A 21,027-nucleotide genomic window follows, 5' to 3' on the forward strand; every position below is an offset into this window, starting at 1 on the left:
ATCACGTGATCACGCCGACGCCTTCGGTCGGAGGAGCGTCAGACCAGGGCGGGGGTCTGGGCGTGGATGTGGAAACGCAGCGAGCGGGCGTCGGTGAAGCACTCCCGCATCGGGCGCACCAGATCCCGGTGCTCGGGGCTGCGTTCCCAGGCCTCGAAGTCGGCAAGGGTCACCCACTCGCTGGTGATCAACCACTGCTCCGGGTCGGTCGACGAGCGGCACACCTGGTCGACGAGGTGTCCCGGCACCCCGTCGGCGACCAGGTGCCGCACCTGCTCGTAGGCGGCGAGGAACTCCTCGGTGCGCGGCACCGGCACCCGCACCAGGAACACCACCCGCGCCCGTTGTCCGCTCATGGCGTCTCTCCCCTCATCGGCACCGCCCCGCGCAGGACCAGCGCACTGTTGAACCCGTCGAAGCCCCGCGCGCAGACCAGCGCGAGCCGGCTGCGCGGCTGGCGGTGCTCGCGCAGGAAGTCCAGTTCGCACCCCTCGGCGACCTCCTGCGGGCCGGCCGACGCGGGCAGCGTGTCGTGCGCGAAGGCGAGCAGCGCGGTGGCCACGTCCAACGCCGACCCGCCCTGGTGCGCCCGCCCGGTCAGTGGCTTCTGCGTCGTCACCGGGACCGGTCGGTCGGCGAACACGGCGCGCAGCGCCTCGGCCTCGCTGCGGTCGTAGCGGCGCACACCGAGGGCGTCGGGTAGCACCACGTCGATCCCGGCCGCCGCGACGCCGGCCCGGTCCAGGGCCAGCCGCATCGCCCGCGCGTACTGCGTCGGGTCGCCGGCGCTGTCCGCAGTGGTGTGCGCGGCGTCGTGGGTGGAGCCCCACCCGCTCACCTCGCCGTAGACCCGGGCGCCCCGGGCGAGGGCATGCCCCAACTCCTCCACCACGAACACCGCGCCCCCCTCGGCCGGCAGGTAGCCGCTGGCCGAGGCGTCGAACGGCCGGTACGCCCGCTGCGGGTCGGCGACGTCGCTGAGCAGCCCGGAGCGCAACTGGCACGCCAGCGCGTACGGGCTGAGCGGGCACTCGGTGGCCCCGGCGATCACCACCGGAGTGCCCCGGCGTACCGCGCGGGCGGCGTGCGCGAGGCTGTCCAGCCCGCCGGCCGCCTCGGCGACCAGCACCCCGCTCGGGCCCTTGAACTGGTGGTGGATGGACAGTTGCCCGACGCTGGCCGCGTAGAACCAGGCGATCGACTGGTACGCCCCGACCGTGCGCGACGACCCGCCCCACAGCCGTTGCAGCTCCCGCTGGCCGAACAGGTTGCCCCCGGACGAGCTGGCCAGGGTCACCGCGTAGCCGTACGGGTCGGGGGCCTTCTCGGGCAGGCCGGCGTCGGCAAGCGCCAACCGGGTCGCCGCGAAGCCGAGGTGAGTCCACCTGTCGGTCTGCACCACCTGCCGACTGTCGGCGTAGGAGTCGGCGGTGAAGCCGGGCACCTCGCCGCCGAGGCGGGTCGGATAGCCGGCCGGGTCGAACAGGGTGATCGGTCCGGTCCGGCGGGTGCCGGCCAGCACCGTTCGCCAGTGCGCGTCCGCGCCGATGCCACTCGGTGCGACCACACCGATGCCGGTCACCACCGCCCGCGCGGCGCTCACGCCGCCACCGGGCCGAACGGCCGGCGGAACACCATCGCCGACTGGAAGCCGCCGAACCCACTGCCCACCGACAGCGCCACGTCCACCGGGACCTCCCGAGCCTCGTTCGGTACGTAGTCCAGGTCGCACTCCGGGTCCCTGGTGCTCCAGTTGGCCGTCGGTGGCACCACGCCGAACTCGATGGCCAACGCGCACGCCGCCATCTCGATCGACCCGATCGCGCCGAGCGAGTGCCCGACCATCGATTTGATCGAGCTGATCGGCACCCGGTACGCGGCCTGACCCAACGCCCGTTTGAACGCGGCCGTCTCGTGCCTGTCGTTCTGCCGGGTGCCCGAGCCGTGGGCGCTGATGTAGGAGACCTGTTCGGGGAGGATCCGTCCCTGTTTCAGCGCGTCGCTGACGGCGAGGCTCATCTCCAGGCCGTCCGGGCGCAGGCCGGTCATGTGGTAGCCGTTGCTGCGGCTGGCGTAGCCGGCCACCTCGCAGTAGATGTGCGCGCCGCGCCGGCGGGCGTGCCCGAGCTCCTCCAACACCAGCACCGCCCCACCCTCGGCAAGCACGAACCCGTGCCGGTCGGCGTCGAACGGGCGGGAGGCGTGCGCCGGGTCGTCGTTGTCCGGGCTGGTCGCCTTGATCGCGTCGAACGAGGCGACGGTGACCGGTGAGATCGGCGAGTCCGCAGCGCCGGCCAGCATCACGTCCGCCTCACCGTCCACGATCAGCTGGTGGGCGTAGCCGATGGCGTCGATGCCGGAGGTGCAGCCGGTGGACACCACCTGCGCCGGGCCGTGCAGCCCGTGCCGGCAGGCCACGTCGGCGGCGAGGCTGCTGGGCACCAGCGCCTGGTAGAGGTACGGGCCGCCGCGCGTCGCGTCGACCAGCCAGCGCTGGCCGTGCTCGCTGACGGTGACGTACTCCTGCTCCAACGCCATCGTGCCGCCCACGGCGGTGCCGAGCACCACCCCGGCCCGGTCCCGCTCGGCGTCGGTGAGCACCAGTCCGGCGTCGGCGACGGCCTCCACGGAGCAGGCCAGCGCGAACTGCACGTACCGGTCGGCCCGGCGTCGTTCGGCCTCGGTGAGCCCCGCGGCGGTCGGGTCGAAGTCGCACTCCGCGGCGATCTGGGAACGGAACGCCGACGGGTCGAAGAAGCTGATCCGCCGGGTGGCGGTCCGCCCCTCGGTGATGGTCTTCCAGAACCGGTCCCGGCTGGCGCCACCGGGGGCGACCACCCCGATCCCGGTCACCACCGTGCGGCGTCCGCTCACGACGGCACCCCGGTTCGCGACCGCGTGGGCGCGCTCCTCGCGCTCACGACCCACCGCGCTGTTCGGCCAACTCGGTGTCGACGTGCCCCAGCTCCGGGCGGGGGGCGAGCGGACCCAGGTGGAAGACCACCTCGGCCGGTTCGACGCCGGTGTTGCGGAGGCGGTGCCGCACGTTCACCGGTACGAACAGCGCCTCACCGGCGGCCAGCAGCGTCGGCTGGTCGTCCAGGTCGACGGTGATCGCGCCGCGCACCACGTAGAGGAACTCCTCGCTGTACGGGTGGTAGTGCTCGGCGATCCGCTCCCCCGGCGCGAGGGCGGCGACCCCGAGGAAGCCCGAGGTGCTGCCGACGGTGCGGGGGCCGAGCAACACCCGCAGCTCACCGCCGCGTCGCCGGTCGGCGGGTACGTCTCCGGCGGCGATCGGCCGGGTGCTCAGGTCACTCATCGTCGGCCTCCGTCGGGTCGGCGCTGGCCGCCGGGGCGTCCTGGTCGGCGCGCTGCCGGGCGATCCGCTCCACCCGATCCTTGATCACCGCGAGTTGGATGACGCTGTTGGTGTTGATCCGCTCGGTCATCGCGGCGTTGTCCAGCGGCGCGGTCGGCTTCATCGCGAAGTCCTGCGTCCAGGTCATCCGGGTGCCGCCGGTCTCCTCGGTGTAGCGCCAGTGGATCCGCATGTACTCGAACGGCCCGGTCTCCACCCGGTACGCCCGGACCTGCCTGCTCACCGGGTCGGAGGTGCGCTCGCTGACCCAGCTCCAGGACACCCCGTTCTCGTCGGGGTACATGGTGAGCCGGAACCGCACGGTGTGCCCCTCGCGGTGCAGGATGTCCACCACGGCGTACTCGGTGAACAGTTCGGTCCAGTTCGCCACGTCGTTGGTGACCTCCCAGACCAGCGCCAGCGGCGCGTCGATGACCATGCTGTTCTCGGTGTGCCCGGGTGGGTCGACGCGGCGGGCGACCAGGTCGGCCACCGCCGGGATGCTCAGCTCCCCGGCCTGCTCGGGGATGCTCACCTGCCACCGGTCGGCGACGACAGCGGAGAGTTCCAGCAGGGCGAGTGAGTCCATTCCCAGCTCTTCCAGCGACGCGGCGGGGGCCCGGGCCGCCGCGTCGGCGTCCAGCCCACAGTGCGCCACCAGGATGTCGGTGATCTCGGCGGTCATCGGGCGACCATGAGTGACTGTCATCGGGTCCTCCTGAGGGTTACGTCGGGCTCCGCGGTGGACGCGGGGCGCGGTGCGGGGGTGGCCGCCGGCCGCTGCGCGGACGCCGCGTCGGGCGCGGCGAGCAGACGGTCGACCAGGCCGGTCGTGTAGCGGCCCTTGCGGAATCCGGCGTCGTCGAGCACGCGCCGGACGAACGGGATGGTGGTGTGTACGCCCGGCCCGGCGATGTCGAACTCGTCCAGGGCCCGCTCCAGCCGGTTGAGGGCCAGCTCCCGGTCCGGCGCCCAGACGATCACCTTGGCCAGGAGCGAGTCGTACCAGGGGCCGACCAGGTAGCCGGCGCTGGCGTGGGTGTCCACCCGGGTGAACGGGCCGCCGGGTGGGGTGAACCGTTCCAACCGGCCGGGGGTCGGCGCGAAGTCTCGGGCGGGGTCCTCGGTGTTGACCCGGCACTCCACAGCGACACCGTGCAGGCGGATCTCCTCCTGCCGCCAGCGCAGCGGCACCCCGGCGGCGATGTGCAGTTGCTCGTGCACCAGGTCGATTCCGGTGACCATCTCGGTGACCGGATGCTCGACCTGGATGCGGCAGTTGATTTCCAGGAAGTGGAACTTCTCCTCGGCGTCGACAAGGAACTCCAGGGTGCCGGCGCCGACGAAACCGACAGCCAGGGCGCCCCGCAGGGCGGCCTCGGCGATGGTGTCGAGAACGGCTGCGGACAGCGCCGGGGCGGGCGCCTCCTCGACCAACTTCTGGTGCCGGCGTTGCACCGAGCAGTCCCTGGTGCCCAGGTGCACCCCGTTGCCGTGGGAGTCGCAGAGCACCTGCACCTCCACGTGCCGTGCCTCGGTGAGGTAGCGCTCGACGTACACCCGGTCGTCGCCGAAGGCGGCCTGGGCGGCAGCCCGGGTACGCGCGTACGCCCGGCGCAGCTCGCCCGGCGTCCGCACGACGGTCATGCCCCGACCGCCGCCCCCGGCGGCGGCCTTCACGATCACCGGGTAGCCGACGTCCGCGGCGACCTCCGCCGCCGCGGCGGCGGTCGGCACCGGTGCGACACTGCCCGGCGACAGTGGCAGGCCGGCACGGCTCAGCAGTGCCCGTGCCGAGGACTTGTCGGCAAGCGCGGCCATCACCGACGGTGGTGGGCCGATGAAGGTCAGCCCGTTGTCCACGCAGATCTCGGCGAAGTCGGCGTCCTCGGAGAGGAAGCCGTAACCGGGGTGCACTGCCTGCGCGCCCACCTGCCGGGCCGCCTCCACGATCGCCGCCGCGTTGAGGTAGCTGCGCCGACTCGACGCGGGCCCGATGCGGACAGCCTGGTCGGCGAGACGGACCACCGCCGAGTCGGCGTCCGCCGCGGAGTAGACCACCGCCGTCCGTACGCCCAGCTCCTTGCAGGCGCGCAGCACCCGCAGGGCGATCTCGCCCCGATTGGCGATCAGCACGGTCTCGAACATGGTCAACCACCCTGCGCCGTCATGCCGGGTCCAGCTCGACAAGCGGCTGGTCGTACTCCACCGGGTGGCCGTCCTCGACGAGGATCGCGACCACCCGACCGGCGCGATCGGCTGTCACCTCGTTCATCAGCTTCATCGCCTCGACGATGGCGACGGGTTGGCCCGGACGGACCAGGTCGCCCACCGCGACGAAGGGCTTCGCGCCGGGCTCCGCCGCCCGGTAGAAGGTGCCGACGATGGGTGCCCGCACCGCGGCCCGTCCGGGCACCGGCGCCGCTGGCGGGCCGGCGGCCGGCACTCCCGGCCGCGCCGCCTCGGCCAACCCGGGGGGTACGTCCGCTCGGGTCGGCTCCTCCGGGTGCCACTCGACCTCCAGCACCGCCGGACCGCTGCGCAGCCGGATCCGGCGCACCGGCCCGGCCAGTTCGGCGATCAGGTGTTGGGCCTGCCGGCGCAGGCTGGCCAGCGCCTCCTCGCCATCCACCTCGGCGTCGTGGGGCGTCTCGACGGTCGACACCGTCGCGTCTGCGGCGGTCACCGGGCACCCGCCCGAGCACCGGCGCGCGCCATCCCGAACCTGCGGAAGCGCTGTCGACGCAGGCGGACCAGCATGGCGGGCGGCACGTCCAGCAGCGGCAGCAGATTGGCCAGCAGGGCGGCGCGCAACCGGTGGGCGGTCTCCGCCGGGTCGTCGTGCGCGGCGGTGGCCGGCTCCGGTACGACCTCGTCGACCACCCCGAGCCGGCGCAGGTCGGGCGCTGTCAGTCGGAGCGCGCGGGCGGCCTGCGGCGCCGCCGACCGGTCCGGCCAGAGGATGGCCGCACAACCCTCGGGGCTGATCACCGAGTAGACGGCGTTCTCCAGCATCAACACCCGGTCGGCGACGGCGAGGGCCAGCGCTCCGCCGCTGCCGCCCTCCCCGGTGATCACTGCCAGCACGGGGGTGGGCAGCACGGTGAGGGTGAGGATGTTCTCCGCGATGGCCGCCGCCTGGCCCTGCTCCTCGGCGCTCACCCCGGGGTCGGCGCCGGGGGTGTCCACGAGCGTGACCACGGGCAGGCCGAGCCGGGCGGCGAGGCGCATCAAGCGCAGCGCCTTGCGATGCCCGGCCGGGCTGGCCATGCCGAAGTTGCGGGCGACCAACTCGGCGGTGGTGTGCCCCTTCTGGTGGCCGATGACCATCACGTGCCGGTCGGCCAGGCGCGCGATCCCGCCCACGACGGCCGGGCAGTCCCCGCCGAGCCGATCGCCGTGCAGCTCCAGGAACCCGTCGAAGACCGAGTCGAGGTAGTCCAGTGTGGTCGGTCGACCGGGGTGTCGCGCCAGCCGGACCGTGTCCCACGCGTCGCGTACCGCCGGGGTGTCACTCCCGTCCGCCGGGGCCGGCGGGGTCGTGTCGGCGAGGCGCTCGCGGCGCGGCGCCGGCTCCTGCCGGGGTACGGGCGGACGGGCTGGGCGGGTGGCACGGGTGGCGGCGAGCAGCGCCCCCAGCCGTCCGCGCAGTGACCGGCGCTGCACCACCATGTCGACCTGTCCGTGCCGGAGCAGGACGTCGGCGCTCTGGAAGCCCTCCGGCAGCGCCCGGCCGGTGACCTGGCGGATCACCCGGGGACCGGCGAAGCCCATCCGCGCGCCGCTCTCCGCGAGCACCAGGTCGGTGTTGGTGGCGAACGACGCGGCCACCCCGCCGTAGGTCGGGTCGGTGAGGACACTCACGGTGAGCAGGCCCGCCTCGCGCAGCGCGGCGATGGCCTGGCTGACGGTGGCCATCTGCATCAACGACAGCACGCCCTCCTGCATCCGCGCCCCGCCGGAAGCGGTGACCAGGATGAGTGGGACGCGGTCGTCCAGGGCCTGTTCGGCGGCCCGGGTGATCAGCTCCCCCACCGCGCAGCCCAGGCTGCCGCCCAGGAAGCGGAAGTCCATCACCGCCAACACGGCCGGGTGCCCACCGATGGTGGCGGTGGCGCAGACGACCGCCTCGGCCAGGCCGGTGCTGGCGCGCGCGGCGCTGAGCCGGTGCGGGTACGGCAGCACGTCGACGAAGTCGATCGGGTCCGTCTCGGGAAGCTGGTCGGGCAACAGGCGCAGCGACCCCGGGTCGACAAGCTGACGCAGACGTTCCGGGGCGCCGAGTCGGGCGTGCTCCCCACACTCCGGGCAGACATCCAGGTTACGGCGCAAACGTTTGCGGTAGAGCAGGCTGGCGCAGCCGACGCAGCGGGACCAGAGCTGCTCCTCCCGGGGCGCGGTGGCGGTCACGACCGCCGCCCGGGGTCCGGGGCGTCGAACCGGTAGAAGCACTGCGCCATCGCGTCCCGCGGTGAGCGCCAGGTGGGCAGGTACGGCGACACGTACGGGCGCAGACGGTCGCTGACCCGGATGAACTCGGGGTGCCCCCGGGCGCCCTCCACCGCGTCCGCTGCCGGATGCTCCGTCTCCAGCAGGTGCACGTAGAGATCGTGGAGCCGGTACAGCGAACGGTGCCGGACGCCGACCAGGCGCGGCAGCTCCGTCGCGTCCGACTCGGCGAAGATCTCGGCGACCCGCTCCTCGGCGGTCGGATCCACCTTCGCGACGATCAGTGATCGGTCCATACTGGGCCTCCCCCCACGGCGTCCGGCCGGCGACGGGTGGCCCCGGACGCGCTGGACGACTGCGGACACGATGCGGCAGTCCTCGTCACGGCGGCGTCACCGTGCCGCACCGGCCAGCGACGTATGACGGTGACGCTGCGTTGACGCATCCTGTGTACCAGCTATGCGTACGCTGCACCCGAAGCGGCCGGGCCGACGAACGTTTGTGCAGTTCAGAACCGATCTCAGATTGACTGTCGGCCAATAGAACGTTCACGCGGCGTTGACTCACCGTGACCGCTATTGATAATCTTCACAGTGGTCAGCCCGGCCGCCCCGGCGGGCGGGGCCGCGCCCGGCAGCCGTGGGCCGCCTCCGCACCGGTGGGGCCGACAGTGGTGTCACGGGCAACCGATCCGGGACACAGCAGACAGTCGGGACGAGCGTTCCGCAGGGGGTGCCGCCGTGACCGCTGACCCGTCCGTCCCGACCGCCGGCGAGCCGCCCGGGGAGGGCGTCTCACTCCACCTGCTCGGCGGTTTCCGACTGCTGCGCGAGGCGGTGCCGGTCGTGGTGCCGCGCGGGCTGCAACGGGTGATCGCCCTGATCGGGCTGCGTCCCGGCGCCACCCGCAGCCAACTCGCGGGCCTGCTCTGGCCGGACGCGTCGGAGGAACGGGCGCTGTCCTCACTCCGCACCGCGCTGTGGCGACTCCGACAGGACCCGTGCTGTCCGATGACCGTGGCCAGCGACACCGTACGGCTCGGCCCGACGGTCCGGCTCGACGTGGACGACCTGGTCGGCACCGCGGCCCGGGTCCGTGACGGCGACGACCCGCGCATCGCCGCGGGAGCGCTCGCCGCCGGCCGGCACGACCTCCTGCCCGGCTGGTACGACGACTGGGTGCTGCTGGACCGGGAGAGACTGCGCCAACTCCGCCTGCACATGCTGGAACAGGTGGCCGGGCAGCACCTCACCGCGGGGCGGCACGGCGAGGCCCTCGAAGCCGCGCTGGAGGCGATGGCCGCCGAGCCGTTACGGGAGACGCCCCACCGGCTGGTGGTCCGCATCCACCTGGCCGAAGGCAACGCCTTCGAGGCCGTGCACGCCTTCTACGTCTACCGGGACCTGCTGCGCAGGGAGTTGGGTCTGGAACCGAGCCCCGCGATGAGCGCCCTGCTCGACGACACGCTCGCCCCCATCCGCCAGGCCACCCGCGAAGCCTTCAGCGACCGGCCGTCACCAGCGGGCCGGCGGACGTGACGGTGATGTGACAGACGCTGCGGCACGGTAGGCGCACAGAGCACGTGGCGCCGATCCGCGGATCGGAAAGCCACCGGCGGAAGGGGTCCCATGAGTCGTCTACTGATCGTCAGCCGGATCATCCCGGGCGCGGAGGGGCGGGTCGCGCAGATCTTCGCCGAGTCCGACGCCACCGACCTGCCCGGTCTGACCGGCGTCACGCACCGATCGCTGTACTGCCTCCACGACCTGTGCGTACACCTGCTGGAGACCTCGGACGTCGATCCGGACGCGCTCGCGGCGGCCCGCAACCACCCGCTCTTCCAACAGGTAAACGAGCGGCTCTCCGCGCACACGTCGCCGTACCTGCCGACCTGGCGCTCCCCCCGGGACGCGATCGCCGGCTGCTTCTACCGGTGGGACGCCACCGACGCGCCCGCGGCGCGCCCGGCCAGCACCGACGCGCCCGTAGCGCGCCCAGCCAACTCCGACGCGCCCGCGGCGCGCCCAGCCAACTCCGACGCACCCGCGGCACACCCAGCCAACTCCGACGCGCCCGCGGCACACCCGGCCAGCTTCGACGCGCCCAAGGCGCGCCCGGCCAGCACCGACGCGCCCGCGGCACACCCGGCGGGCTGACATGCCCGCCGGGCCACCGCACGTCCTGATCATCGGCGCCGGCACGGGCGGGTTGTGCCTGGCGCACGGCCTGCGCCGTGCCGGGATCAGCGTCGCCGTCTACGAGCGGCACCGCGACCGCGCCGAAGGGCTGCTCGGCTACCGGGTCGGCATCGGCCCCACCGGTAGCCGGGCCCTGCGGCAGTGCCTGCCCCCGGAGTTGTTCGCCACCTTCCTGGCCACCTGCGCGCGGCCGCCGCACTACTTCAATGTGGTCACGCAGGGGCTCCGCCAGACCGCGTCGTTCGCACTGCGACCGAGCGCCGACCCGGTCCGCACCGAACATTCGGTGGCCCGGATGGTGCTGCGCCAGGTGCTGCTGACCGGCCTGGACGACGTGGTGCACTTCGACAGGACCTTCACCCGCTACGAGCAGCGCGACGACGGCACTGTCACCGCGTACTTCGCCGACGGCACCAGCGCCACCGGCAACCTGCTGGTCGGAGCGGACGGCACGCACTCGGCGGTGCGCCGGCAGTACCTGCCGCATGCCGTCACCCGCGACGCCGGCACGATCAACATCGCCACCCGGATCCCGCTCACCCCGCACACTCGCGGCCTCGTCCCGGAGCGGGTCCGTCAGGGCATCTCGCTGATCTTCGGCGTCGGCGGGATGATGGGCGTCCTGCACGTCATGGAGTTCAAGTGGGACGCCCGGCGGGCGGTCAAACCCGGCGTCAGCGACGCCGACGCCGCGCTGCTGCGAAACTGGCCCGGCCTGTCCCACGACACCACCACCGACAACATCAACCTGATTATCTGGAGCACGGGGCGCCGCTTCCCCGCCGACGTCCTGAACCGTCGCGGCGAGGACCTGGTGAGCGTCGCCCTGGACCTCACCGCCAACTGGCATCCGAACCTGCGGGAGCTGCTGACCCGCGCGGACCCGGCCAGTGCCCTACCGATCAGGGTGTCCACGTCCGAGCCGACGCCGCCCTGGAAGAGCAGCACCGTCACCATGCTCGGCGACGCCATCCACACCATGACCCCCGGCCGCGGGGTGGGCGCGAACACCGCGCTGCGGGACGCCCGCCTGCTCTGCGACCAGCTCGGCCGCGCCGTCACCGGCGACAAGACGCTGGTGCAGGCGGTTGCCGACTACGAGGCCGCGATGGTGCCGTACGGCTTCGCGCGGGTCGCCGAATCGCTGAACCGCAGCGGCACCAGCGGCGACGACCGGATGTACCGGCCGGTGGTGGGTCGACTCGCGCTCCTCGGTGCGCGCGGCTACTTCGGAGTGACAAGCCGGGTGCCACGGCTGCGTCGCCGGTTCGTCGACGACTTCCACACCTACGAGGGCGACCAGGACTGAGTTCGGCATCGGCCCGTCGACCCGGGCCCGGCGTCCCCCGCCGGGCCCGGGTCTCGTCGTGCCCGGGTCTCGTCGTGTCCCCGGATTTCGTGCTGTTCGGTGCGACGCTGCGTGACCCGGCGGGCACCGCCTGAGGCGACCGTCCCGACCGGGACACTTGCGGCCGATCCTCTCTGTCGTCGGCAATACGCGTGTGCGAAGCTGCGGCGAGTTTTTCTCGTGACTTTTCCAACGAGCTGAGAGGGAGGTTCGCCGTGGCGTGGTCTATCGGACACTCGCTGATAGTGGTACTGGCACTGTTGCTGGGCCTGGCCGCCGGGTGGCTGCTGCGCGGCCGGCGGGGCGTACCGGGCAATTCCATAGTGGACGGAGATCCCGTAGCCGGCCTGGCCGTGGTCGCCACGCCGACGCCGTCGGCCACCACCGACGAGGCCCGGCCTGCGGCCACCGTCGACCCCGCTCCGACCGCGGTCGCCGACGAACCGGTGCCGGTGGACACGGTCAGCGCGCCCGCCGCCGTAACCGGACCGGACGGGGCCGACTCCACGTCCACGCCGGTGGAGGCCCCGGTGGAGGCCCCGAGCACTGTCGACCCGGGTGACATGGCGCTGACCGAGGCCCCGCCGCCCGTACCGGACGTCGAGCAGCCCGACCCGGCTGACCTGCCGTCCGAGCCCGCTGTGGAGTCCACCCCCGAGCCGGTCGCGGTCGACGAGCAGCCCGCCCCGGCAGCCGTGGTCGCCCCCCGCCAGCCCGCGGACGACCTTCCGTCCGCCGACATCGCACCGGTCGACACCACCCCGGCCGACGAGCCGATCGCGGCCACCCCGGCCGACGACGCGGCGACCAAGGCCACGGTGGCCGACGCGGTGCCGGCGGAGGCACCGGTGACCGTCGACGCGGAGTCGGTGGACGCGGAGTCGGTGGACGCGGAGTCGGTGGACGCGGAGTCGGTGGACGCGGAGTCGGTGGACGCGGAGTTGGACTCGGTGCGGCCCGCGGTTGCCACGCCTCCGGTCCGGCCGAGCGACACCGTGACGTCGCCGGCCGGTACGGCCGTCGACAGCGCCAGCGACACCGAGGCCAACCCGGCGGGTCCGGCGGACGACTTCCGCCGCATCCAGGGAGTCGGGCCGAAGCTGGCGGCAGCCTTGCAGGAAGCCGGCGTGCGGACGTACGGCCAGCTCGGCGCCTTGGACGAGGCGGCGCTGCGCGATCTGATCCGGGCCGCCGGCCTGCGCGCCGCACCCGGGCTGGCCACCTGGCCACAGCAGGCCCGCGTGCTCGCCGGTGCGGGCGACGAGATGGCCGCCGTGCTGCCGAACGGCAACCGGGCCTGACCCCGGAGGTCGAGCCCTCGGCCGACCGTCCGACGTGGCGGTAGGTCGAGGGTTCGGCCGCGACCGGAACAACCGACGAGGCGCGCCATGGTCGACTCGGTGTCCAGGAAGCCGGGGCATCCGGCCTTCCCGGACACCCCGGCTTCCCGGAACCCGAGTCGATCGTGCCCCGGTCGGGGGAAGACCCGGCGAATCCACGGCCCCACTGTCGACCGATCGTTACCGTCCGTTCAGGTGGGCCGAACGGGTCCGTCGAACCGACCGGTTCCGCAGGAGTAGCCCGTGCCCTTCGCCGCGCCGGAGCCCGGGTCCCCACGGGCCCGCCGTCCCCCGGTGCGTGACCCGGAGGCCCCGCGCAGGGTGACCCTCCTCGAACTCTTCTTCGACCTGGTGTACGTGGTCGCCCTGGCACTCATCTCCCGGGGCATGGTCAACCAGCTCGACTGGCACCGGGCCGGGCAGGCCCTGATCATGCTGGCCGCCGTCTGGTGGACGTGGGTGATCACCACCCTGGTCACCGACCTGTACAACCCGGAACGCTCCGAGATCAAGCTGCTGATCAGCGCCGTGATGTTCGGCGCGCTGCTGATGACCACGGCGATCCCGGAGGCGTTCGGCGATCGTGGGCTCGTCTTCGCCGGCACCTACGTGGCGATCCACCTGGGGCGCGGACTGTTCCTGATGCCGGCCGTCCGCCGCGAACCGCAGACCCAGCGCCGCGCGGCGCGCATCTTCGTCTGGTTCGCGGTGTCCGCGATCCCGTGGATCATCGGCGCGTTCGTCAGCAGGGATGCCCGCCTCGCGTGCTGGACCATCGCGCTCGCCGTCGACTACGCCGGTTTCCGGCTCGCGTACCCGGTGCCGGGGCTCGGGGTGGTGCCGGAGCCCCAGCGCAACGTCACAGCGGAGCATCTCTCCGAGCGCTACCAGCAGTTCTTCATCATCGCCCTCGGCGACGCCATCCTGACCATCGGCACCATGTTCAGCACGGCGCACAGCGAGGCGCAGAACATCGGGGTGTTCGCTGTGGTGTTCCTGACCACCCTGCTGCTCTGGCGGATCTACGTGCACAAGTCCGGCCAACTGCTGCCGGCGGCCATCAAGGGGTCAGGATCACCGAGCAAGTTCCTGTTCACCGCGCCGTACACCCATCTGCTGATGGTCGCCGGGGTGGTGACCACGGCGACCGGGTTCGACCTCGTGCTGCAAGAGCCGACCGGCCGGACGCCGCCGGCCTGGGCGGCGGTGATCCTCGGCGGCCCGGCACTCTTCCTGGTCGGCCGGGCCTCCTTCGAGTACGAGGTGTTCAGCCGGGTGTCCTGGTCCCGCCCCGGCGGTGTGCTGGCGCTGCTGACCATCGCGCCCGCCGTGCTGTACCTGCCGCCGGTGTTCGCCTCTCTCGGCGCCCTCCTGGTGTTGATCGGCGTGGCCTACGCGGACTTCCGGCGTAGCTTCGGCAAACCACCGGAGGCCCCATCCCCACCGCACTGAACCGGCCCGCTCAAAGTGAGGTCGACCCGGCGAGCGAGGTAGGCGGCGACGGTCGCGGTCAACGGAATCGTGGTGTTCGAACTGGGCACCACCAGGCCGACGCGGTAACCACTCACACCAGCGCCCCGGCGTACGCGCGGACCCGCAGTCGCCGCACGCCGGTGCCACCCAGGCGTACCTGAAGCCCGAGCGGCGCGGCGGCGCGGCGGACGTCATCTAGGTGCAGCGATCCGTGCCGGTCCACGGTGAGCACCGGCGGCTCCTCCAGCTCGCCCTCCGGCGCATGGAAGGAGAGCAGAGTGACGGAGGTGGTGAGGTAGCCCGGGTACGCGGCGCGGGCCGCCGACTCGTCCCGGTGGGCGAGCACCACCAGGTCGTCGAGGTGGGCGAAGTCGGCGGCGAGGGCGCCGGCCTTCCAGTGCGCCGGCTCCTCAACCGCGCCGGTGAGATGCCGGGACCGGTTCGCCGAGGTGATGTAGAGGTGGTCCGATCCGGTCTCGGCGAGCGCCCGCTCGAAGAAGGCGTTGGACGGGCAGGTCAGGCCGGGTGCGATCACCTGGGTGGTGCGCAGTCCCTGATCGACCTGGGTGAGGTGCTCGGGGAGCCGCTCCGCCGCCGGCCCCCGGAAGCCGAACGGCCCGGCGCCGTAGAGGGCATCCATCAGTGCCCGCACCCGACCGACCGGCAGCCGCGGCGAGATCCGCGTCCAGTCGAACATCCCCGGGATCCGGCCGATCGCGGTGGTGATGCTGCCGACCTGCTGGGCTGGGCGACCCTTGGCCAGGTTGACCCGGCGGACGGTGGCCGCGTCGGGACGCGTGACGATGACGTAGAAGTTGGCGAACGCCGCCGCGACGACCGCGCCGCGAGCCAGCGCGCGGGCCGCGACCGCGACGTCCTCGGGACTGTCGATGTACAGGGGCGGTGTGGGGGCGACCATGAGTCCTCCTCGGCGGGGCCGTGAGGCAGTTCTACGTCCGCCGAACGGTACGACGGCCGGGTCGGTCGCCGATCCGATAGCCGACCCGCGTCACCCCGTGCGAGCGGCCGATCCCGGGCGGTACGCAACGGTGAACGGCACCGGCCGGACGGAGGATTCAGCGCGGCCCCGCGCCCCGGTGCCCGTTAGCCGCGCGACCCAATTGGGTACAACGACTGCACCTCAGATCCACCACATTTCCTCAGGAGGCAGCGATGCGCGGCACCTCGATACTCGGAGTCATCGTCGTGATCTGGCTGTTGATCGGCGCGATCGCCGCCGGCCAACGTGGCTACTACAGCGGCGACGACACCAACTGCGCCGAAGCCGGCACCATCCTGGTCACCATCGTGGCCGGTCCGTTGAACTACATCGGCGCCAACCCCAAGGTCGACTGCAAGCTGCCCGAGCCCTCCAAGTAGGACAGACCTACATCGGCCCGCGCCCCCTGACCCCGGGGCGCGGGCCGATGTACGCACAGGGGTGGCTCAGCTGTCGGAGACGTGACCGGCCTCTCGCGCGTCATTCTCGGTGATCACACTCCGTAGGGCGTCCTAGGAGGCTGGTCTGCGGGTTTCGTCGGTGTTTGTCGGCGCGGAGGTCGGGAACCGACCCGCGTCAGTCGGCGGACGAACCCGGGAGCGTGGCATGCAGATCGGCTACAAGCTGGCCGCGGAGGGATACGGGCCCCAGGAGATCATCCGGCAGGCCGTCCTGGCCGAGCAGGCTGGTTTCGACTTCGTCGAGATGAGCGACCACTTCCACCCCTGGCTGGACGCGCAGGGCCACTCGTCGTTCACCTGGAGCGTGCTCGGCGCCATCGCCGCCAAGACCAGCACCCTGCGCCTGGCCACCGGCGTCACCTGTCCGACCGTCCGCTACCACCCGGCGATCATCGCGCAGGCCGCGGCGACCATGGCGCTGGTCTCCGACGGGCGGTTCACCCTCGGGGTGGGGGCCGGCGAACGACTCAACGAGCACGTGGTCGGTCAGGGCTTCCCCAGCGTCGGAGGCCGGCACGAGCGCCTACGCGAGGCACTGGAGATCATCCGACTGCTCTGGCAGGGCGGCTACCAGTCCTACGAGGGCCGGCACCTGCACCTGGAGGACGCCCGGGTCTTCGACCTGCCGGACACCCCGCCGGTGATCGCGGTGGCGGCCAGTGGCGAGGCGTCGGCCCGGCTCGCCGCAGAACTGGGCGACGGATTGTTCGCCACCGAGCCGGACGCCTCGATCATCGAGCACTACCGGCGGGCCCGCGGCTCCGGCCCGCGCTACGCCGAGGTTCCGCTGGCGTGGGCCAGTGACGAGCAACAGGCGGTACAGGCGGTGCTGCGGACCAGCCGGTGGATGGTCACCGGCTGGAAGGTGATGAGCGAACTGCCGAACCCGGTCAACTTCGACGCGGCCAGCGCGCACGTGGAGGAGAAGCACATCCGCCAACTCTTCGCCATCGGCCCCGACCCGGAGCCGCACGTGGCCAAGGTCCGGTCGTACGTCGAGGCCGGCTTCGACCACATCGTCCTGCAGAACGCCGGCCCCGACCCGGACGGCTTCCTGGACTTCTTCGCCGGCACCCTCTCCGCCCGGCTGCGCGCCATGTCCTGACGCCGCCAGCGCGGCGATCGCCCGGAGGACCGCGACGTCAGGCGGCACGGACGACGGCCGCCCGAACGATCGCGGTGATCGTCCGGGCGGCCGGCTGCGCGCTCCCGATGGGTGCGCGGGTCTGCTCAGCGGAAGCAGTGCGCGACCGGTACCGCGCTGCCCTCGCAGTTGGTCGGCTCGTTCTCGACGACCACGCTCTCGTCGTCGATCTTGATCTGGGCGTGCGCGGCGAAGATTCCACCGGGCTTCACCGTCGACGCGTTGTGGGTGACCTTGCTGGTGTAGATCGCCACCGAGCCCGCGGACGCGTAGATGCCACCGCCGCTGGACGCGGCGCCGACCGCCTCGTTGCGGGTCACGTCGCTGCCACGGACCTGCAAGTTCGCCTTCTCGGCGTAGATGCCGGCGCCGACGCCGTGGGTGGTGTTGCCGTCGACCACGCTGTCGTCGAGCGGCGTCAGGCCCTTCACTGTGGAGATGCCGCCACCGTTGACGGTGGACGTGTTGCCCCGGATGGTCATCCTGCGCATCACCAGCACCGCGTCGGAGTTCGCGGCGCCGCCGCCGACCTGGGCGGTGTTGTTCAGCAACTCGGTGTCGGAGACCTTCGTCCGGGCCGAGAAGCTGGCCAGCCCGCCGCCCTGGCCAGCGCTGTTCTGGGTGAACGAGACGCTCTCCACGTCGGCCGCGCCGCGATAGTTGCCGAGCCCGCCACCGTAGCCGTTGGCGCTGTTGCTGTGGAACTCCGAGCGCCTGAGCGTCAGCACACCGCCGTTGAGCAGGCCCCCGCCCTTGCCCGCGGCGCCGGAGGCGCTGTTGCCGACGAAGGTGGAGTCGCTGACCACCATGTTGCCGTCGTTGAAGATCCCACCGCCGCCGCCCTCCGGGGACAGCGAGGTGCTCTGGGAGACGGTGACCCGTTCCACCACGGCGGTCGCCCCGTGCACCACGTGCACGCTGCCGCCCTCGATGGCCGAGCGGCCGTTGTGCAGCTCCATGTTGCGCAGTGTCAACTCGCCACCGTCGCGGACGGTGAAGAACCGGAACGGCGCGGCCTGGGCGTCCCGGGCAATGGTGGCGCCGGCGCCGTCGATCGTGATGGCTTGGTAGATCACCGGCAGGCCAGCCGTGTCGTCGGCCGGGTCGTGCGGCGGCGCATCGGCGTCACCCGGGGTCTCCGCGGCGTCGGCCGCCTCCCGCGCGTCGCGGATGCCCCCGTCGTACTGGTCGGTCTCGTGGAACGCCTCGGTGAGGGTGTATCGGCACTTGGGCGCGAGTCGCAGTTCCGCTCCGCCCTCGGCGTTGGCCGTCACCAGCGCCGCCACCAGCTTCGCGGCGTCGCAGGGCACCGACACCACGCCCCGCTTGCCGGTGCCCGGGCTGGGCGCGCGGCCCGGCTCCGCCTCGCCCTGGTCGCGCTCCGCCCCGCCCTGGTCGCCGGCAGCACGGCGGTCGTCGTCGGATCCGGCCGCCGCGCTCAGCCGGCCCAGACCGGGGAGGGAGAGGTCACGGTCGGCCGCCGCGGCCACACCGGCCACGCCGGCCGCTCCCACGACCAGGCTTCCCGCCAGCAAGCCGCTGGCCAAGAACCATCGGGACCGGCGTCTCGGCCGGATCTCGCGGTCTCCTCCGTGGTACGTGGACATCAAAGGTGCCTGCCTTCCTGCCTGCAAGACGTGACCGCGCGCCGATCCGGGCGCGGGGGGCTCGACGTGGCGTCGACCACCAAACGTCACGATAGGTCCGCAATACGGACAGGAAGGCGTGAACGTGAATAGTGCCCCTATTCATCTTTCAACCCGGCAAACGGGCAGCCGATCAGCCGCCGACGTGGATGCCGGGACGACGCAGCGGGTCCCGCTCGGTCCGCCGGATGATCTCCCGCACCACCGGCGGGGTGTCGCCCCGACCGAGGATGAGATAGCGCGCCAGGTGCGCGATCGGGCTCCCCTCCGACCACTCGAAGTGCGCGTGTGGCCGCACCCCGGTGGCGTCCCGCAGGGCCAACAGGATCGCGGCGATCGCGTTGGGCGCGGCCGGGCTGCTGGCCCGCAACACCCGGAAGCCACCCACCTCGACCCCGTGCACCCGCAGCACCTGACTGAACTCCGACGGGTCCACCACGTCGATCTCCAGGAACAGCACGTCCGCCGCCCCGGGCACCGGATTCATTCCCCGCTGCGCCCGCTCCTTGACCGTGTACTCCTTCACCGACCCGCTCTGCCGCTTGTTCGCGATCAGGTGCAGCTGCCCGTCGTGGGCCAGCGACTCGGTGACGAACCGACGGGCCGGCTCGTCGAACTCGATCCGCTCGGCGCGCAGCTCGGTGGTGCGGGTGACCCGGGAGACCAGCGAGACCACGATGATGCCGAGGATGAACAGCGCGGAGATGGTGATCCCGTCCGGCTGCTCGATGACGTTCTCCAGCAACGCGTACAGCAGCACCAGGGTCAGCACTGTGAAACCGACGGCGCCGCCGCGCTGGCGGTGGCGGGCCGCGGAGATCGTCACCGCCACCGCCCCGGAGACCATCATCGCCAGGATGCCTGTCGCGTACGCGCCGGCCTGAGCGTTGACGTCGGCCCGGAAGGCGATCGTGATGGCGACGCTGACGACCGTGTAGACGATCACCACCGGACGCACCGCCCGCGCCCACTCCGGTGCCATGCCGTACGAGGGCAGGTAGCGCGGCACGATGTTGATCAACCCGGCCATCGCCGAGGCCCCGGCGAACCAGAGGATGAGCACGCTGCTCACGTCGTAGACGGTGCCGAATGCCTCGCCCAGGTGGGCGTGCGCCAGGAACGCCAGGGCCCGCCCGTTGGCGGCCCCGCCGGGCCGGAACTCCTCCGCCGGGATGAGCGCCGTGGTCACGAAGGTCGTCGAGATGAGGTACACCGACATGATCAGCGCGGCGGTGGTGAGCAGCCGGCGCGTGTTGCGGATCCGGGCGTCGAGCCGGGCCTGCTTGTCCGCCCCGTCGGCCCGGACCAGAGGCATCATGCTCACCCCGGTCTCGAAACCGGACAACCCGAGCACCAGCAGCGGGAACGCCAGCACGGCCGTGAGCAGCACGTGCCCCGGCCCGCCGCCGCTCGTGGTCAGCGCGGCGGTCCAGTCCGACACGATGCCCGGATCGTCGACGATCTGGGCCACCGCTACCACGACGATCACCGCGTTGAGCGCGAGGAACACGGCGACCAGCGGGATGGCCACCACCACCGCCTCGCGGAAGCCGAGCAGGAACACCCCGCCGAGGATGAGCAGCAGCACCACGGTGACCACGACCGGGACGGCGGGGCCGTGCAGCGCGTCGGGCAGGTACGGGTTCTCCAGCAGGTGCACTGTGGCGTCCGCCGAGGAGAGGGTGATCGTGATGATCCAGGAGGTGGCCACGAAACCGAGCAGCACGAGTACGAAGATCTTGCCCCGCCAGAACGGCAGCAGGCGCTCCAGCATCGCCACCGACCCCTGCCCGTGCGGGCTCTCCTTCGCCACCCGCCGGTACATCGGCAACATGCCGAACAGGGTGAGCACGACGATCAGCAGGGTCGCCAGCGGGGACAGCGCACCGGCGGCCACCGCCGCGATACCCGGCAGGTACGACAGCGTGGAGAAGTAGTCGACGCCGGTCAGGCACATCACCTGCCACCAGGCGTGCCGGCGGTTCTGTCCCTCGCCCGCCTCCGGGCCGGGCGGCTGCACCTGGTGCTGGAAGAGCCACCGGCGCAGGGGACTGGCCGGCGGCGCCGACCGCGCCGCCGTCGCCACGCGTTCGGGCACCACGACACCCGGCCGGCCGCCCCGGTGCGGGCGGGACGGGTCCCGGGCCGCCCGCAGGGCCGGGTCCGGCCCCGTCGGCGCGTGGCGGCGTCCGCTCCAACGTCGTGGTTTCGCCCGGTGCTCGTCACCCATCGCCAGTCCCACCCTCACAGGTCCTGATCCGACGGTAGGCGGTGGCGCGGGACCCGACCGGCCGAACCGGGCAGGTGGATGGCCAGCTCAGGGCAGGTCCGGCACGGCGAGCAGACGGGCCAGCGCGGGCGGGTCGGCGATTGTCACAGTGGCCGCCGGGTGTCGTGGCCACCCGCCCGGCACCACAGCCGGCACCGCCGTGCCGAAGCGCAGACAGATCCCGCCGGCCGTGCTGCTGCCGAAACTCGCGCCCGCGTCGGCCAGCGACACGTGTGGCCCGATCACCCGCCCATCGACACGGTCAGCACCGCCGCCAGCAGCAGGCGCGAGGTGTTCCCCAGGTACGCGGGCAGCACCGCGGTCAGCGTCCCGCCGTC

19 protein-coding genes and 1 pseudogene are annotated in these 21,027 nt (G+C 72.5%); 7 read left to right on the top strand and 13 right to left on the bottom strand.

The annotated features are described in order from the left end of the window. Positions 1-38: 38 nt before the first annotated feature. From ABZU25_RS18640 to ABZU25_RS18680, 9 genes are read right to left on the bottom strand one after another with little or no spacing between them, the layout of a single operon-like run. Complete coding sequence (locus ABZU25_RS18640; RefSeq protein WP_355030590.1) at positions 39-356, bottom strand: antibiotic biosynthesis monooxygenase family protein; 318 nt, start codon at positions 354-356, stop codon at positions 39-41. After that, the gene (locus ABZU25_RS18645; RefSeq protein ID WP_355030591.1) at positions 353-1,603 is read right to left on the bottom strand and encodes a beta-ketoacyl synthase N-terminal-like domain-containing protein; all 1,251 of its coding nucleotides are present in this window, start codon (positions 1,601-1,603) and stop codon (positions 353-355) included. Before ABZU25_RS18645 ends, ABZU25_RS18640 begins: the two co-directional genes overlap by 4 nt. Continuing rightward, positions 1,600-2,874: a beta-ketoacyl-[acyl-carrier-protein] synthase family protein gene (locus ABZU25_RS18650; RefSeq protein WP_355030592.1), complete on the bottom strand. Its 1,275-nt coding sequence runs from the start codon at positions 2,872-2,874 to the stop codon at positions 1,600-1,602. The genes ABZU25_RS18645 and ABZU25_RS18650 overlap by 4 nt, the downstream gene beginning before the upstream one ends. A gap of 43 nt (positions 2,875-2,917) precedes the next feature. Beyond that, positions 2,918-3,322: a cupin domain-containing protein gene (locus tag ABZU25_RS18655; RefSeq protein ID WP_272611493.1), complete on the bottom strand. Its 405-nt coding sequence runs from the start codon at positions 3,320-3,322 to the stop codon at positions 2,918-2,920. Beyond that, the gene (locus ABZU25_RS18660; RefSeq protein WP_355030593.1) at positions 3,315-4,070 is read right to left on the bottom strand and encodes an SRPBCC family protein; all 756 of its coding nucleotides are present in this window, start codon (positions 4,068-4,070) and stop codon (positions 3,315-3,317) included. Before ABZU25_RS18660 ends, ABZU25_RS18655 begins: the two co-directional genes overlap by 8 nt. Continuing rightward, positions 4,067-5,509 carry an acetyl-CoA carboxylase biotin carboxylase subunit gene (locus tag ABZU25_RS18665; protein ID WP_355030594.1) on the bottom strand — a complete coding sequence of 481 codons (1,443 nt, stop codon included), beginning with the start codon at positions 5,507-5,509 and terminating at the stop codon, positions 4,067-4,069. Before ABZU25_RS18665 ends, ABZU25_RS18660 begins: the two co-directional genes overlap by 4 nt. Before the next feature lie 19 nt (positions 5,510-5,528). Further along, on the bottom strand, positions 5,529-6,026 hold the full coding sequence (locus tag ABZU25_RS18670; RefSeq protein WP_355030610.1) for a biotin/lipoyl-containing protein: 498 nt from the start codon (positions 6,024-6,026) through the stop codon (positions 5,529-5,531). Positions 6,027-6,043: 17 nt separating this feature from the next. Then, positions 6,044-7,771, bottom strand: coding sequence for an acetyl-CoA carboxylase carboxyltransferase subunit alpha (locus ABZU25_RS18675; protein ID WP_355030595.1), 1,728 nt, complete (start codon positions 7,769-7,771; stop codon positions 6,044-6,046). Beyond that, positions 7,768-8,106 (bottom strand): TcmI family type II polyketide cyclase, encoded by a 339-nt coding sequence (locus ABZU25_RS18680; RefSeq protein WP_355030596.1) that lies wholly within the window; start codon positions 8,104-8,106, stop codon positions 7,768-7,770. The genes ABZU25_RS18675 and ABZU25_RS18680 overlap by 4 nt, the downstream gene beginning before the upstream one ends. 444 nt (positions 8,107-8,550) lie before the next feature. Between ABZU25_RS18680 and ABZU25_RS18685 the strand changes: the two genes are divergently transcribed. The 5 genes and pseudogenes from ABZU25_RS18685 (at position 8,551) to ABZU25_RS18705 (ending at position 14,148) form a co-directional block, all read left to right on the top strand. Continuing rightward, the gene (locus tag ABZU25_RS18685) at positions 8,551-9,348 is read left to right on the top strand and encodes a BTAD domain-containing putative transcriptional regulator (protein ID WP_355030597.1); all 798 of its coding nucleotides are present in this window, start codon (positions 8,551-8,553) and stop codon (positions 9,346-9,348) included. Positions 9,349-9,438: 90 nt separating this feature from the next. Continuing rightward, positions 9,439-9,753 (top strand): annotated as a pseudogene (locus tag ABZU25_RS18690) (TcmI family type II polyketide cyclase); the annotation flags it as partial. Between the two features lie 214 nt (positions 9,754-9,967). Continuing rightward, entirely contained in the window at positions 9,968-11,317 is a 1,350-nt protein-coding gene (locus tag ABZU25_RS18695; RefSeq protein WP_355030598.1) for an NAD(P)/FAD-dependent oxidoreductase, read from the top strand. A 254-nt stretch (positions 11,318-11,571) separates the two neighbouring features. Next, a complete protein-coding gene (locus ABZU25_RS18700; protein ID WP_355030599.1) occupies positions 11,572-12,657 on the top strand; it encodes a hypothetical protein in 1,086 nt (361 codons plus the stop codon). A gap of 282 nt (positions 12,658-12,939) precedes the next feature. Next, complete coding sequence (locus ABZU25_RS18705; protein ID WP_355030600.1) at positions 12,940-14,148, top strand: low temperature requirement protein A; 1,209 nt, start codon at positions 12,940-12,942, stop codon at positions 14,146-14,148. 112 nt (positions 14,149-14,260) lie between these two features. Here ABZU25_RS18705 and ABZU25_RS18710 read toward each other — a convergent pair whose 3' ends face one another. Further along, positions 14,261-15,088: a hypothetical protein gene (locus ABZU25_RS18710; RefSeq protein WP_355030601.1), complete on the bottom strand. Its 828-nt coding sequence runs from the start codon at positions 15,086-15,088 to the stop codon at positions 14,261-14,263. Positions 15,089-15,342: 254 nt separating this feature from the next. On the opposite strand from ABZU25_RS18710, the gene ABZU25_RS18715 reads away from it, so the two are divergent. Together ABZU25_RS18715 and ABZU25_RS18720 are read left to right on the top strand one after the other, a co-directional pair. After that, positions 15,343-15,549 (top strand): hypothetical protein, encoded by a 207-nt coding sequence (locus ABZU25_RS18715; RefSeq protein WP_110566517.1) that lies wholly within the window; start codon positions 15,343-15,345, stop codon positions 15,547-15,549. A 226-nt stretch (positions 15,550-15,775) separates the two neighbouring features. Beyond that, entirely contained in the window at positions 15,776-16,735 is a 960-nt protein-coding gene (locus ABZU25_RS18720) for a TIGR03557 family F420-dependent LLM class oxidoreductase (RefSeq protein WP_355030602.1), read from the top strand. Between the two features lie 125 nt (positions 16,736-16,860). On the opposite strand, the gene ABZU25_RS18725 is transcribed toward ABZU25_RS18720, so the two are convergent. The 3 genes from ABZU25_RS18725 to ABZU25_RS18735 all read right to left on the bottom strand — a co-directional run bounded on the left by ABZU25_RS18725 (position 16,861) and on the right by ABZU25_RS18735 (position 20,935). Further along, the gene (locus tag ABZU25_RS18725) at positions 16,861-18,381 is read right to left on the bottom strand and encodes a hypothetical protein (RefSeq protein ID WP_355030603.1); all 1,521 of its coding nucleotides are present in this window, start codon (positions 18,379-18,381) and stop codon (positions 16,861-16,863) included. A gap of 172 nt (positions 18,382-18,553) precedes the next feature. Then, entirely contained in the window at positions 18,554-20,650 is a 2,097-nt protein-coding gene (locus ABZU25_RS18730; RefSeq protein WP_355030604.1) for an amino acid transporter, read from the bottom strand. Between the two features lie 87 nt (positions 20,651-20,737). Then, positions 20,738-20,935: a hypothetical protein gene (locus ABZU25_RS18735; RefSeq protein ID WP_355030605.1), complete on the bottom strand. Its 198-nt coding sequence runs from the start codon at positions 20,933-20,935 to the stop codon at positions 20,738-20,740. Between the last annotated feature and the right edge of the window lie 92 nt (positions 20,936-21,027).

Source organism: Micromonospora sp. NPDC005215 (assembly GCF_040607915.1).
GTDB lineage: Bacteria > Actinomycetota > Actinomycetes > Mycobacteriales > Micromonosporaceae > Micromonospora.